Annotated in this window: 11 protein-coding genes; 4 read left to right on the plus strand and 7 right to left on the minus strand. The window is 45.7% G+C overall.

Annotation, left to right across the window (positions count from 1 at the left end; all coding sequences use genetic code 11):
* Positions 1-6: 6 nt before the first annotated feature.
* The 5 genes from nhaA to ACLD11_RS05370 form a co-directional block, all read right to left on the minus strand.
* A complete protein-coding gene (gene nhaA, locus ACLD11_RS05350; RefSeq protein WP_000681340.1) occupies positions 7-1,173 on the minus strand; it encodes a Na+/H+ antiporter NhaA in 1,167 nt (388 codons plus the stop codon).
* A gap of 162 nt (positions 1,174-1,335) precedes the next feature.
* A complete protein-coding gene (locus ACLD11_RS05355; protein WP_411014637.1) occupies positions 1,336-3,051 on the minus strand; it encodes an aryl-sulfate sulfotransferase in 1,716 nt (571 codons plus the stop codon).
* A gap of 126 nt (positions 3,052-3,177) precedes the next feature.
* A complete protein-coding gene (locus ACLD11_RS05360) occupies positions 3,178-4,431 on the minus strand; it encodes a transposase (protein ID WP_411014638.1) in 1,254 nt (417 codons plus the stop codon).
* An 18-nt stretch (positions 4,432-4,449) separates the two neighbouring features.
* Positions 4,450-5,640, minus strand: coding sequence for an anaerobic sulfatase maturase (locus ACLD11_RS05365; protein WP_000971148.1), 1,191 nt, complete (start codon positions 5,638-5,640; stop codon positions 4,450-4,452).
* A gap of 98 nt (positions 5,641-5,738) precedes the next feature.
* Complete coding sequence (locus ACLD11_RS05370; protein WP_411011605.1) at positions 5,739-7,232, minus strand: sulfatase; 1,494 nt, start codon at positions 7,230-7,232, stop codon at positions 5,739-5,741.
* A gap of 594 nt (positions 7,233-7,826) precedes the next feature.
* On the opposite strand from ACLD11_RS05370, the gene ACLD11_RS05375 reads away from it, so the two are divergent.
* Both ACLD11_RS05375 and ACLD11_RS05380 read left to right on the plus strand, forming a co-directional pair.
* Complete coding sequence (locus ACLD11_RS05375) at positions 7,827-8,588, plus strand: outer membrane protein OmpK (RefSeq protein WP_000791534.1); 762 nt, start codon at positions 7,827-7,829, stop codon at positions 8,586-8,588.
* A gap of 98 nt (positions 8,589-8,686) precedes the next feature.
* Entirely contained in the window at positions 8,687-10,258 is a 1,572-nt protein-coding gene (locus tag ACLD11_RS05380; protein WP_411011606.1) for a bifunctional metallophosphatase/5'-nucleotidase, read from the plus strand.
* Positions 10,259-10,303: 45 nt separating this feature from the next.
* Here the strand turns inward: ACLD11_RS05380 and ACLD11_RS05385 are convergent, their stop codons facing one another.
* Complete coding sequence (locus ACLD11_RS05385) at positions 10,304-12,022, minus strand: aryl-sulfate sulfotransferase (RefSeq protein WP_411011607.1); 1,719 nt, start codon at positions 12,020-12,022, stop codon at positions 10,304-10,306.
* Between the two features lie 523 nt (positions 12,023-12,545).
* Here ACLD11_RS05385 and ACLD11_RS05390 point away from each other — a divergent pair.
* Positions 12,546-12,983 carry a transcriptional regulator gene (locus ACLD11_RS05390; protein ID WP_183059800.1) on the plus strand — a complete coding sequence of 146 codons (438 nt, stop codon included), beginning with the start codon at positions 12,546-12,548 and terminating at the stop codon, positions 12,981-12,983.
* A 7-nt stretch (positions 12,984-12,990) separates the two neighbouring features.
* On the opposite strand, the gene ACLD11_RS05395 is transcribed toward ACLD11_RS05390, so the two are convergent.
* The gene (locus ACLD11_RS05395) at positions 12,991-13,995 is read right to left on the minus strand and encodes a LysR family transcriptional regulator (RefSeq protein WP_183059801.1); all 1,005 of its coding nucleotides are present in this window, start codon (positions 13,993-13,995) and stop codon (positions 12,991-12,993) included.
* Between the two features lie 370 nt (positions 13,996-14,365).
* Between ACLD11_RS05395 and ACLD11_RS05400 the strand changes: the two genes are divergently transcribed.
* A complete protein-coding gene (locus tag ACLD11_RS05400) occupies positions 14,366-14,815 on the plus strand; it encodes a transcriptional regulator (protein ID WP_183059802.1) in 450 nt (149 codons plus the stop codon).
* The last annotated feature ends 62 nt before the right edge of the window (positions 14,816-14,877 follow it).

The following is a 14,877-nucleotide window of genomic DNA, read 5'->3' on the forward strand; positions in this document are numbered from 1 at the left end:
TACTGGTTATGCCGGCGCGTTCAAACGCGCGCGCAACCAGCTATACCCCACCACTGCGGAGAGCAATGAACCAATCAAAATGCCCAATTTCGCCCAGTTAATCAGTTCCGGATCGACATTGCCAAATGCCAGGCTGGCGATAAAGATGGACATCGTAAAGCCAATGCCACACAAAATGCCGACCGCCATGATTTGCTGATAAGTGGTCCCCTGCGGCAGATGCGCCAGCTTGAAACGCAGCGCCAGCCAGCAAAACAGGCTAATCCCCAGCGGCTTACCAATCAGCAGACCGGCAATAATTCCCAGCGGCAGCATGGAGGTCAGACCGTCAATCGTGACGCCCTGAAGAGAAACGCCGGCATTCGCAAAAGCGAAGAGCGGCAGGATCAGGTACGCGACCCACGGGTGCAGAACATGCTCCAGACGCTTCGCCGGCGAGCGACCGTGTTTTTCTTTCAGAGGAATAAAGAAACCGACAATGACGCCTGCCAGCGTCGCGTGAACGCCGGACTTCAGTACCGCCGTCCACAGCACTGCCCCGACCAGAATATATACCCCTGTCCGCCTGACGCCGCACAGGTTCAGCAGCGCCAGCACGGCAATCGCGAACGCCGCCACGCCCAGCGAGACGATAGAAAGATCGCTGGTATAAAACAGTGCGATAATAACGATGGCGCCGAGGTCATCGATGATCGCCAGCGCCATCAGGAAAATTTTCAGCGCCAGCGGAACCCGGCTGCCCAACAGCGCCAGCACGCCCAGCGCAAAGGCGATATCCGTCGCGGCAGGAATAGCCCAGCCCTCGCGAGTGACCGGATCGGAGTAGTTAAAGGCCAGATAGAGCAATGCCGGTACAATCATCCCGCCGATGGCGGCAATCACCGGAAAAGCGGCCTGGCGCAGACTGGCTAACGAGCCTTGCATCAGTTCACGCTTAACTTCCAGACCAATCAACAGGAAAAACACGGCCATCAGCGCATCGTTGATCCACAACAGCATGTTTTTGTTGATTTCAAGCGCCCCAACCCGTAGCTGAACCGGCGTCTCCAGAAAATCATGATACCATCCACTGGTCGCGCCCATATTGGCCATCAGCATAGCCAGCGCAGCAGCGATGATGAGAATGATGCCCCCAGAGGCATCGCTGCTAAAAAATCGGTGCAGATGTTTCACTTTTTATTCTCTCAATCAGGTGAATTCTTCGAATCCACTATCTTACCTCGCCTGACTCATCGTTAAAATTAGATTATATATGATGAATAGCTCGTTTTTTACGAAATAAAGTCCGACTTACGCCGGACCTTTTTAGTGCAGTCAGTCATTGATGATAGACCGCTACGCGTACAGATCCATTTTATACACCCGGAAACTGGTAATATCGTAGCGATAGCCTTCCCCGTTCGTTTCCGCGTTTTTGTAGTAACCTGACGTCATGGTCGCTTCAAAAAGCACGGTTTTCTCCGTAGGCGCAATCTCCTGTAAAATTAGCAGCCCCATCGCCTCGCTGCCCGCCTGCGGATCGATAATATCGCTCTCGCCAGGCTGGCAAGAGATGGCGCGGCCATTTTCATCAAACGTGCAGTCGGCAAAATGCACCACAATATTGCCATTCTGCTGGATCGCTTTCGCGCTAACGCAGCTACTGTAGCCACGCGCGCCCAGCTCCTTGCCGTATTCAAATGGCCGCATAACGGTCATCTCATTCATATTCACCAAAAAATGGACAATGCGGCTGTAGTTATCCGGCGGTAACAGGCTTTTGCTGTCATCACGCGAACGGTAGTTACCGTTATCAAATACCATAAACTCCACTATACCCGGCGTATTATTGGCGATTTCAACGACGTTATGCTGGCCCCACGTCCAAAAGTCACGGTCGGCCGCGTCGATATCCTCCTGTTTGCTAAAGTCGTAAAGCGCCACACCTTCACTGTCGACCGGGGTTAAAAGATAAGGCTGATAAGCGTCGTCCCAGTCTTCATGCGTTGACAAAATAAAGCGTAACGCTTGCGTTTGCAGATCGACGCCAAACACCGCGCTCTGATGACGCCCGGACGCAATTAATAACTGATTCGTCTCATTCACGTAGCTCTGGTTTATATGCAGCCAGTCTTTAACCGTCGGGTCTTCTCCCGGTGCCGTACCTGAAGGACGGGAAACCCGCGTCGTATCCAGTACCTTCGCCATATCGTAGTAAGCGGTCTCCAGCCCGGTAGTCAGATCGACAACCGACACGCCGTCTTCATTGGTTTTCAAATCGTCGGGCCGACCCGAGGTATATTCAGAGGGCGCAACAATGGTATTGCTGTCCCACGGCCAGATAGAATGGTGAAATTGATTATCGAGATTATAGAATGTGTGAAGACGCCCCATCATGTCGAACTCATACATATCCAGATAGGTATTTTTCGCTTCTGAAGTGGTGAGGAAATGGCCATTATCAATTCGAACAAAATTATAAGATGGATAATCCTGAGTGACGTACCAGCGCACCAGACCATTCTGATCTAATGCATAATTATAGCGATCGAAATGCGTAATAAAATAAAACCCTGGCGCCATCTTGTCCGCATCGGTAGCAGGTTGCGTCACGTTGATAATCGGAAAACCTAATACGACCTCCGCGGAATCTACCGGCGGTAACGGCTGTGTGGTGAGCGTATAGACGGCAATTGGCGTATCTGCCTGAGAAAAGACAATATGGTTTTCAGTCTCCGCTACCAGCCCCAGAACCGGCAACAGATTTGCGCCTGGCGTAAGGGTGTAAAGATGTTCTATCGGCATCGCCGTTTTTGCCGCATCCTGGACCGTGACCATGATCTCAGCCGGTTCCAGACTCCAGACCCCGGCATAAGCGCTTAAAGGCGCCGTGCCGTAAGGGTCTAACAACATCAGCGCATTTTCTACCGTATTCTCTTGCGTGACCTGCGCAAGGCTATTTTCATAAATAGCAGTATGGTTAAGCACCATTTCATTATTGATATCGATACCCTGATTAATTGCCGGACGCGGCGCAGGAAGGACAACAGACGTTGCAGTCAACGTATTCATGATAAATCTCCAGTGTATTAATCTCATCGCCCCTCATGGGGATCACGAAAATTAATACTCTGGATTTTTAAGCCGTCCGAATAAAATACCGCAACAACACCTCATCACACCTTTTATTTTAGCAACTCAGTTACGTGAAGCGTTATATTCAAATTTTAGGTAATCCAGTACGGCAACAACATTGCCAGGAGACATCCGGTTAAGATGCGGCAGGAAGGGATGGTTGTGAACATAGCGAATAAACGCCGTCGCGCTATTTAACGTCGCATGGCGTAACAAACTCACCTTTTTATTTCCTGTGAGATTGCATACTGCCATCGCATAATCCCGTGTGGAAAATGTACGCCAGACGTTGTTGCGAATTCCTCCGCTCAAAAACAACCGCGGAGGAAGATCGCGTTTGGGCGGCGTAACGCCTCTTTCACGCACAAACGAAATATGGCAGCGACCCTGACGAAGATAGCTAAAATTCGCCATCATACAGCCGCCCAGAATGAAGCATTCGTGATCGAGATAATGCTGGACATTCAGGGAGCGCTCATCCGTCAACGCCTGAACCAACTCAAAATGGCGATAAGCAGGTAATACGGGTTTTACTAACATCCCCGGATCGTTTTTATATAAAATGGCGGGGCCGTAATCCACATCAAATAATACATTACGGCGCATGGTCATCGCCTCTTTTCGCTGCACCAGATGCGCCAGCGTGCCGGACGGGAGTCGTTCTTCGTAATCAGAATGATATTGATAATCCGCTTCCACCGGTTGGGCGGAGTAATTCGTTGAGATCGCGACGACCTTACCGCTCTCTTCTTCCGCCGTCACCAACACGTATAAGCTGCTGTCGCCGCCGTTAAATTTCACGCGAAACGCCCGCGTGCTCATAGCGATGTCAAACGCGGGAAACTCAAAATCGCGTTCCGCTTGATTAGCGCTACGGGACAGTTTTTGTAATTCGCGGCTAAAACCCGTGCTGTCTATCGCCAGCGCCGCGCGTATTTCAACTAGCGACGCTCCTTCGCCAATCAACGTGGCAAGGTTCTCTTGTCTGGCGTCGCTTCTGATAGCGGTATAGGAGATGAACGTTTTATTACACTGGCGGCAATACATACGCCGTTCACCTTTAGTGGAAAAACCATATTTTTTCAGCGACGTCCCGCCACAATGCGGACAGGACTTCACCAGACCTTTCCAGGATTGATTCGCCGCCTGGCGAAAAAGATTAAGCGATCTGGCTGATATAATGGGGAACAAAAAGCCGCACGCTCGACAGAGAACATTTTTCCCTTGCGGTAGATAGTCTGGACTCTCCAGAATCCCCAGATTTTTACAGCCGGGCGTTTTGCAAGCATCGACATTAATGTGAGAAAACATATTCACTCCCTGCGAATACTACCTTCAAACAAATATTGACTTTATTTCTGCAGGTGAGATGCCTTTTTCATACAGGGTTCGCATGGCACTCATCGCCGTCGCGGTATGCGAGAAAAAAGCCTGATAACCTGCACACAGATAGTTATGATTGGTTGCGCCTGACGCGGAGGGTAAAAAACGATGTTTCGGACAGCCGCCATAGCAGGCGAACTTCCATTGACAGCGATGGCACTCCTGCGCCATTGAACGCTGTTTATCGCTGCCGAACTGGCGATTTTGTTCGCCCTGATTCATTTGACGCAGCGTCTTCTGGTGGATATTCCCCAGTTTAAATTGCGGATAGACGAAGTGATCGCAGTTATAAACATCACCGTTCATTTCCATCGCAAACGCGCTGCCGCAGGTAGGAGCAAAAACGCAAACCTGCGGCGGCAGGCCGCACCAGGCCGCCAGCGTCTGTTCAAATAGCTGGATGCCGATATCGCCGATATCCTCACGGATCCAGATATCAAATACCGCATTCAGAAACTGACCAAATTGCAGGCTATCGACCGACCATGGCGTCATCGCGATGTGTTTATCCTGCGGCTGCGCCAGTCCATTTTCCCCGCAGCGTTCAACTAAAGGGATAAATTGCATATAGCGACTACCAATGCTTTTCAGGTAGCGATAGACCTGAACAGGATGATGCATATTGGTACGGTTAACTACCGTGAGGGTATTAAATTCTACGTCGTGTTGCGCCAGACAACGCACCGCATTTTCTACTTTTTCATGCGTCGGCTTTCCGGAGCGCGTCACTCGCCATTCATCGTGTAACGCGGCATCGCCATCAATAGAGACGCCAACCAGAAAATCATGCTCCCGGAAAAAGGTCGCCCAGTCGTCGTTGATCAGGATGCCGTTGGTCTGGAAGGTATTGACGATGGTTTTGCCGCCACAATAGCGCTGCTGAAATTCAACGGCTTTACGATAAAACGGGATGCCCATTAATGTGGGTTCCCCGCCCTGCCACGCAAAAATGACCTCATCAATATCCTGTGCGGCAATCTGCTGCCTGATGAAGAGTTCGAGGGTCTCTTCCGACATTTTGTAATGGTTTTTTCGATCCGGATAGAGCTTTTCTTTCTCCAGATAAAAACAGTACTTACAGTCAAGGTTACACACCGATCCGGTTGGTTTAACCATGACCTGACAACTTTTCCCAAACATCATTACCTTCCCTGAAATAAAAGAACCTGATCCGGCACAGAGTGACCGGATCAGGTGGGCATCGCCCTAAGTGGCATACTTAATTTTTTATAATTATTCCATTAGCCCCAGGTGACAGGCGTCGGCTTATCGCCACGGGCTTTCATCAGCGAATCGTTATCAATATCCTTTTTATACTTCAGGAACTTACCGTAAAGCTGTTTCTCAATCTGCGGCTGTTTACCAATTTGATTGAGCGTCTCGAAACGATCGGTTTTCAGGTTATAGAGATATTTAGGTTTATTCTGGCGATCGATGATCATCTTCCAGTCGCCGTCGCGGATCGCCCACTCATCCGTCGGATCGTCCTGGAACGGCATATCGATACCGAAGATCAGCGGTTTCTGGCGTTTTAAAGTCTTGTCCTTCAGGAGCGGAACTAAAGACTGACCATCGTAGGTACGATCGGTCGGGAGTTTAAAGTCCATCATGTTGGCCAGCGTCGGCAACCAGTCAAGACCATATACCGGCGTGTCCGTTACCATCCCCTGTGGAATGTGCTTGCCGTATTTGATAATTGCCGGTACACGAATGCCGCCTTCCCACAGATTGTCTTTACGTCCGCGCAGACCGTCGGTTTCCCCGGCCAGGTTCAGCTCGTACACTTTACGCGCTTCACGTGTGACAGGGCCGTTGTCGCTGGTAAAGATGACGATGGTGTTATCTTCTTCGCCCATCGCCTTAATTTTATCCAGCACTTTACCGACCTGCTCATCCATGTAGCTGATATTGGCGTAATATTCGCCGGTGCCGCGCCACGGTTTGTCTGCCCAGTCGCCGTAGAACAGATCCGGATGCTGCTTCTGGTAGTCGGTCATGTACTGCGAATACATATCAAGGTATTTTTTCGGCGACGCCAGCGGGCTATGGACTTCGGTAAAGGCGACATATAAGAAGAACGGATTATCGTCTTTTTTATTATCCAGCCAGTTCACCACTTCAGAGCTCACAAACTCGCCGCTCATCTTATCTGCGCGGCCAATATGTTGGCCATTACGAATCCACCCCGTAGGATGCACCACGCCATAGCGCGGGCGCTCCTTGGCGTTGTCCAGCGTAGCATCGGTGACAAATCCCGCCGGATTAACCAACGTATAGTCAAAGCCCATGTCTTTCGCCTGCGGCTGATCGGTGCGATCGCCGCCCGCATTCAGGTGTAATTTCCCCATCATCGCCGTATCGTAGCCCTGCTGTTTTAGCAGATTGGCGATAGTCAGTTCATTACGCCCCAGCGCAACATCTTTGCCTTCCGGTATCCAGGAACGGATTCCGGTACGGAACGGCATACGACCGGTTAACAGGCCCGCGCGGGAAGGAGAACACAGAGGCGCTGGCGCATAATAGTCGGTAAATTTCACCCCCTCCTGCGCCAGTTTGTCTATGTTAGGTGTTTTAACGATGCGGTGCCCGTAGGTGGCGAGATCGCCATACCCTAAATCATCCGCCAGAATAATGACTAAGTTAGGGCGCTTTGCGCTTGCCGCTTGTGCGGTTGATAATACGCTTCCAGCGCATAGCGCCAACCCTATCATACTGGCAACGACTGTTCTTTTCATTTCAACTCCTTTGAGTTATCGCACGGTCTGATTACGATATATTTGCCGATAGACCCGGCTGTGGAATACAGCCTAAATTAATTGCACTATATATATTCGATTTATCTTATATTTCTTCCATCAACATCGTTTTATCGCAGATAATTATTCACATGTATTATAATATTAATACCATAAATATACTTCGTGCTAAAGAAAACACGCCTGAAGCAGTCTATAAAAAAAGGAATCACGAACGAGTGACGCAGATCTCAAATATGGTCCATGTGTCAGAACCGCTATTATGATGTCAATATATGTTGCTACTTCAACGGTAACACCCTCATTTACTGGCAGTAAGTTGTCTTTGTGAGAAATTATCCCCATTCGAAGTTTCATTAATTTCATGCTATCCGGTGTGACTTTTACAACAGAGACATAAACTATAAATCAAATAGTTATCACACAACAAACAACATTATCTGACACGAATATTTGACGATTATATATCGCTGATATTTTTGAGACATCTATCACCTACGTATAAAAAGACACTCCTTAGAATTCGCTTCTTTACACAACATTTCACTGTGTTTTTACCTCATGGAGTTGAGCATGAAAAATAAGAAATATATTAATAGTCTACTCGCCGCATGTGTTCTTTTCTCTTGCTTTAATGGCCAGGCAGCGGAATTGAAACGCGTATACGGTAAACTTAGCTTCGGATATGGCGACTGGAATAAAGGCTTTGTCAATGTCGATCGCGGCGAAGTGTGGAAAGCGGTAGCCGATTTCGGCGCCGTGTTTGACAGGGGCGAATTTGCATCATTTTATGAAATGAACGTGCTCAACCATCCTGTAGAAGGCCGTAACCATGTTACCCAATTTCTGGGACATTATAGGGTGGTAGAAGGCTCTAACTTTACCGCAATGATGAAACTCTATATGTCGATGGAGAATAAATTCGGTGATGAATTAAACATGATGTACGGGGTAGGTTATCTGGGTTTAACCAGCCCATCAGGCTTTATTAAGCCCTATTTCGCTGTTCATAACTTATCGAACGATTATACCTCTAAAAAGTATGGACAGGCGACAGGCTTTAACGGTTATGTTCTCGGTTGGGTCGCGGCTTATAACTTCGATATGTTTAATGAAAAGTTCGTCATTTCAAACTGGAACGAAGTTGAAATGGATCGTAATGATGCCTACGCCGAACAACAGGGTGGGACGACCGGCCTGAACGGCGCGGTAACGTTTACATGGAAATTTATGCCGCGATGGACCGCCTCCGTCTCTTACCGTTACTTCAATAATAAATTGGGGTATGACGGCTACGGCGACCGTATGAATTACCTGATCGGCTTCGAGTTTTAATAATTAATAAACTTGATGAATATTACTTAATTTCCCCGGTTTGTAGTTGTGAATGACACGACTACAGACATCGTTTTTCTTTAATGTAGCGTAAATGGATGGTTTATATGAACAAAAAGTTTTCGATATCCCTATTGTCGCTGTGCATTGGTTTGACTTCAGCCATTTCCTTTTCAGCCGATGCGCGTGATATCACAATTTATTATACAAACGATTTACATGCCCATGTAACCCCAGAAATTATCCCCTATGTATCCAAGACACGTCCGGTAGGGGGCTTTGCACCCATCTCGAAAATTGTCAAAGATGCAAAAGCGAAAGAGAAAGATGTCTTTTTCTTTGATGCTGGCGACTATTTCACCGGACCTTTTATCAGTACGCTGACCAAAGGTGAGGCTATTATTGATATTTTAAATACCATGCCTTACGACGCCGTCTCTGTCGGTAACCATGAATTTGACCATGGCCATGAGAATCTGGTTAAACAACTCAGCAAATTGCAATTCCCGGTATTGTTGGATAATGTTTTTTACAGCGGCACAGATACGCCATTAATTAAAGAACCGTATACTATCGTGGAAAAAGATGGATTCAAGATCGGCGTCATCGGTATGCACGGCGTTTCCGCATTCTATGAAGCGATTGCCGCAGGCGTGCGTGAAGGCGTTGACTGCCGCGATCCGATTCCTTATGTGAAAAAACAGCTGGAAGAGTTAAAAGGGAAAGTTGACCTGACCGTGCTGCTCGCCCACGAAGGCGTGCCGGGTATGCAATCCAGCGCGGGCGAGGCTGATGTCGCACGCGCGCTGAAAACCGACGTTGATATGGCGAAATCGCTGGAAGGCTATGGACTTAACGTCCTGATTACCGGCCATGCGCATAAAGGTACGCCAGAACCGATTAAAGTGGGCGATACCCTTGTCGTTTCCACGGATGCGTACACCATCGAATTAGGTAAACTGGTGCTTGACTGGAACCCGGAAACCAAAAAAGTGGACAGCTACAATGGTAAGTTGATCACCATGTATGCGGATACTTATAAGCCAGATCCGGTCACGCAGGCCAAAATTGATGAATGGGATAATAAGGTTAAGAAAATTACCGATGAGGTGGTCGCGCACTCTCCGGAAGTGCTGACCCGTTCTTACGGTGAATCCGCGCCAACCGGCAACTTAATCACCGATGCCCTGATGGCTACCGTTCCTGGCGCCGACGCATCCTTCTATAATGCTGGCGGCATCCGTACCGAATTGCCTAAAGGTAATATCACCTATGGTGATGTGCTGAGTATGTATCCGTTCACCAACGATGTCATGAGCATGGAAATCAGCGGTAAGGACCTGAAATCCATCATGTCACACGCTGCCGATCTGAAAAACGGTATGCTGCACGTATCGAAAACCGTCCAGTTTAAATATGACAGCACCAAACCGCTGGGCCAGCGTATTGTTGAATTTGATATCAAAGGCAAACCGGTAGAAGACAATAAACTCTATACCGTCGCGCTGGATTCCTTTATCGGTAAAGGTGGTGGCGGATTTACCTTCACTAAAGGTAAAAATATCAAATATATAGGGATACAAACCGCACCGGCGTTGGTTAACTATATGAAGCAGGTTAACAATATTCAACCTGACCACACCATGCGCGTGGATGATATTAGCAAATAAGCCATAATGTTATGCGGTCGATAACCGGCCGCATAACATACTTAGTTATGCAAACAGCGGCATTTTGTATACCCGAAATGCAGAAATATCATAACGATAATTCGTGCCATTCGTCTCTTCGTTCTTGAAATAGCCCGACGTCACCATCGCTTCGAATAAGACCTCTTTCGTCTCTTTATTGATTTCTTGTAATACCAGTCGGCCTAACGCCTGTTGCCCTTCATCCGGATCGACAAGATCGCTGGAGCCTGGTTGCGCGGTAATGGTATGTTCAAACTCATCAACCGTCGTCGCGCCGAAGTGAATAACCAGGTGACCATTAGTCAATAAATGCTTAGCGCTCACAAAACTGCTATAGCCCCGGTTCCCGACTTCCGTTTTTCCATACTCATACGGACGCGTTACGGTCATCGTGTTTAGGTTTATTTTAAACTGAACCACCCGGCTGAAGTTATCGAGCGGTAACAGGCTGTTCGCATCTTCGCGTGAACGATAGTTACCATTATCAAAGACCATAAACTCCAGAATACCTGGCTCATCATTTGGAATTTCAACAATGTTATGCTGCCCCCAGGTCCAGAAATTCTTATCTGCCGCATCAATCCCTCCCGGCGAGGTAAGATCATACAGCGGGATACCATCATCATCGACAGGGGTTAATAAGTATTGCCTGAATTCGTCAGACCAATTCTCATGGTTCGCCATAATAAAGCGCAGTTCGCCGGAATCCACATTTACGCCAAAAATCGCGCTCTGATGTCGACCGGAACAGATCAGCAAATTGTTGGGTTCATTAATATAACTTTGGTTGATGTGCAGCCAGTCATCCATTGATACGTCCTGACCTGGCGCGCTTCCGGAAGGACGCGGCGATCTGGAATAATCCATCACATACAGCATATCGTAATAGGCGACTTCAAGCCCGGTAGATAAGTTAATAATAGAAACGCCATCTTTCCCGGTTGAGTAACCATCTGGCCGTCCATTGCTATATTCTGAAGGCGCAATCACCAGATTATTCTCAATGGGAAGAATGGAGTGATGGAACTCATTGTCGAGGAGATAAACCGTATAAACCCGTCCCATAATGTCAAATTCATACATATTCAGACAATGGTTTATTCCCTGTGACGTCGCCAGGAAATGGCCATTATCCATTCTGACAAAATTATAAGAAGGGATTTCCTGACTTACATACCACCGGACAATCCCGTTATGATCAAAAGCCAGATTATACCGATCAAAATAGGTGGAGAAATAAAGCCCTTCCTCCATCAGCGAGGCCTGCTGCGCAGGACAGGAGACGCTAATAATGGGGAAACCGAGGCTCACGTTAGCCGAATCCGTGGGCGGTAATGCGTCTGTCATGACTGTATATTGCCCGACAATTTGCGAGGCAAGGCGCAGGGTAATCTGATTATTCACCGCGGATACCATCCCACACACAGGAATAAGGTTAGCGCCCGGATGTACATCATATTGATAACGCACTGCCTCTGTCGTCGCTTCGCTGTCAACAACATTGATCTCAAGCGCGGCAGCTTCATCAATCCAAACCCCCAGGTAGAGACTCAACGGGGCGGTCCCATAGGGATTTGCGGTTACAATGGCCTTGTCACAGGTATTAGATTGTGTGATCTCCGCTAATCGTTGTTCATGTATAGCGTTATGGTTTAACACCAATGCGTTATTGGTGTCGATTTTCTGGTTAATCGGCTCACGCGGTGCAGGCAAGTTAACCATTGACGGATTTTTCTTATTCATACGTTTCTCCTGATTAATTCAGATACAGACAACGAACGGCCACAACATGCCAGCCAGTTGCGTAGCAAATAACCCTACTTAAACAAGAGAAATCGGTTTAGTAATTTAAAATAAAACATCCATAAAATAAAACCCAGACTAAAATTATTCTTTATCATCCGGTATTTTTATTTCCCCCGGCACTACTATAAAAGCATAACAATTATGTAGCATTAATGCATTGTGACCAATAGCCTATACCTTTTTAATGGTTGACATAGGCCTTGCGTCATAATTCAAATTATTTAACACCAACAATAAATCAATCAAAATACATCAATCTACTGATAAAAATTAACACTACTATCATTTTATTTTTAGAGTGACTAAAAATAAAATTTTAGCTTTTCTAAAAAACCATCATTTTTGTGACGCGATACGATTTTCTCTGGAAAAAAGACGCTATTACAGTCACGCCAGTTGATCCCTAAATTTAATATGCATATTATTATCGCCACCCCAATTAAACCCATAAAATAACATCATGACTATTTATTTAATTAACAGCACACACACTTACAATGATAAGACCAATGAGCTAAAAAACATAAAAACGGGAAAAATGATAAAAATTGCCGCAATGCGTATAAAGTGCCTGGAATATATGCTGAATCACGCGCAACAAGAGATTATTTATAAAAAACAACTCACTGATGAACTTTGGGGGGAAAGAAGTCAATTTATCAGCGACGCCAACCTGACCCAAGTATTATATCTACTACGGCGCGACCTTAAAGGCTTTGGCCTGAGCCAGTTTTTTTCCACGGTGCCCCGAACTGGTATTAAAGTTGATGCTAACATTATTATCAGCAATGAAAACAAAAACCTCCCATTTTCTTTAAAAAAAGAAGGAGATAAATATATGACATTATTTTTCGCTTTACTGACCATGGTCACAATGGTTATTTATTTAATACGATAATTTGTTACTAAACCGACAGACCGCATAAGGACGTGCTCCCTTCAACCAAAGCATCAGGCTGCTTTTCCTGGCTAAAAAGAAAGGTCGACTGAAATGTTGATATCAGTTTTTTGGCATTTTTATAATGGGTGTTGTTTGTAGCCAGATAAGCATAAACGGGTAATGTACGAAAAATTATTTCATCCGGCATACGTAGTATTTTTATATTATAACGTCGCACATCTTTAAAATAAGTAGCAATCTTCCCTGGCAAAATCGCAACCATATCGCTTTTTTCAACAACACCTATCACTCCAAATAGTGAATCACTATAATAACATATTTCCCTGCGCCCCGCATAAGGCGTACTGTTCTTGAATAAATCAATGCTATCAGCGGTGAAAGAAGAGAGCATATCTGAATGATAGACAGCATGTCTGGCAGCATAAAAATTATATAAAGAAATTTTTTCAAGCCCAACCAATGGACTTTTTTCACCACAAACACAAACAAAATCAGATAAATTATCAATAAGATAACTTTCGATCATCTCATTCTTAATTTCCAGAGTTCCCATGATGACATCCGCATAGCCATGCGTCAGCATGGAGGCTGGTGAGTATTCCCCTGTTTTTTTAATCGCATAGTGTTTAATAACATATCGGTTCACCAACATAATATCCAGCAATGCCGGAAAATAATAATTTTCAGTTATATCACTCCCCAGAACAATGAGTTCATTACTCTCCTGAGCATATGTGTTATCGCAAAGTGTGCTTTCTATAGATTCAATTGCCTGGCGAAATACCTTGTGGAGCGATTTACCTTTGCTGGACGGGACTAATCCTTTGCGGGTTCTGATAAATAACTCTTCACCATAAAGATTTTGTAAGCGAAGAAGAGCCTGAGAGATCGCCGCAGGCGTGACATCCAGCTTCCTGGCCGCCCTGGTTGCATTTCCTTCAGTAATAACCATATCGAATACTTTGATCAGATTGTAGTCAATTTTTTTAGCATTTTTTATTGGCCGCATATAGGTTATCCTGGCTGGTATAATCTGGCACCATCATTTAAGGCGCAGATTAACCTTACACCACATTTATTTCAATAAGTAAATCATTTCTTCTACCTGTTTGTTATTAAATTATAATTTTATTGGCATCATTTCAGTCTGTGTGAAATAAAAACATATAATACTATTTTATAAAAAAACATCAAAAACATCTGGCATACTTTATAAAAAAGTAAAAAAATATAATGTTATCCTATTTAATCACAAATGATTCTCTTATTTCTTTGAGGTTCTCTACGCTTATCCGTGCTGATGTAAGGAGTACTTTACCGCCAGTGAACACACTGACAGTGTCAAACTTACCTTATGAATATCAAAATGGAGTGAATTCATGAGACAATACACTATTAATAACGAATTTATTTATAATGAGTCGTTAAGAGAAATAATATCATTACATGATAAAAAAGTGCTAAAGATGACGCTAATGCGTGCGCGCTGTTTAAGCTACCTTATTGAAAATGCGTACAGAAAGTTGATTACGCGAGAAATGATTTCACACGCAGTTTGGGGAGAGCGAAGCCAATTTGTTAGCGATGCTAATCTGACGCAACTGCTTTATCTGCTGCGACGAGATTTACAACAAATCGGGCTTTTCGAACTGTTCGTCACGCTCCCCAGGCAGGGGATAAAAATCGATGAAAGATTTATCATAGACTCTGCTGACATGCCGCCACAAGCTATTCAACATCATACTCACCGATGTAATAAGATTATATCTATTGGTATTCCCACTCTTTTTTTATTGATCGTACTTTTCTTTTTAGCGCCGTTTATCTGAAGATAAAATCTGTAGACCGTGTCCCGGGAAGGTGAGAACATTTTTCATAATATCCTCACACG

The organism is Salmonella sp. 741265116_PST, from assembly GCF_046567715.1.
GTDB classification, from domain to species: Bacteria; Pseudomonadota; Gammaproteobacteria; order Enterobacterales; family Enterobacteriaceae; genus Salmonella; species Salmonella enterica.

Coding starts and splice junctions, on each gene's coding strand:
- ACLD11_RS05365 (WP_000971148.1), bottom strand. CDS start 5,640: ATGATGTTTGGGAAAAGTTGTCAGGTCATGGTTAAACCAACCGGATCG.
- ACLD11_RS05390 (WP_183059800.1), top strand. CDS start 12,546: ATGACTATTTATTTAATTAACAGCACACACACTTACAATGATAAGACC.
- ACLD11_RS05400 (WP_183059802.1), top strand. CDS start 14,366: ATGAGACAATACACTATTAATAACGAATTTATTTATAATGAGTCGTTA.
- ACLD11_RS05395 (WP_183059801.1), bottom strand. CDS start 13,995: ATGCGGCCAATAAAAAATGCTAAAAAAATTGACTACAATCTGATCAAA.
- ACLD11_RS05375 (WP_000791534.1), top strand. CDS start 7,827: ATGAAAAATAAGAAATATATTAATAGTCTACTCGCCGCATGTGTTCTT.
- ACLD11_RS05385 (WP_411011607.1), bottom strand. CDS start 12,022: ATGAATAAGAAAAATCCGTCAATGGTTAACTTGCCTGCACCGCGTGAG.
- ACLD11_RS05355 (WP_411014637.1), bottom strand. CDS start 3,051: ATGAATACGTTGACTGCAACGTCTGTTGTCCTTCCTGCGCCGCGTCCG.
- ACLD11_RS05370 (WP_411011605.1), bottom strand. CDS start 7,232: ATGAAAAGAACAGTCGTTGCCAGTATGATAGGGTTGGCGCTATGCGCT.
- ACLD11_RS05380 (WP_411011606.1), top strand. CDS start 8,687: ATGGTTTATATGAACAAAAAGTTTTCGATATCCCTATTGTCGCTGTGC.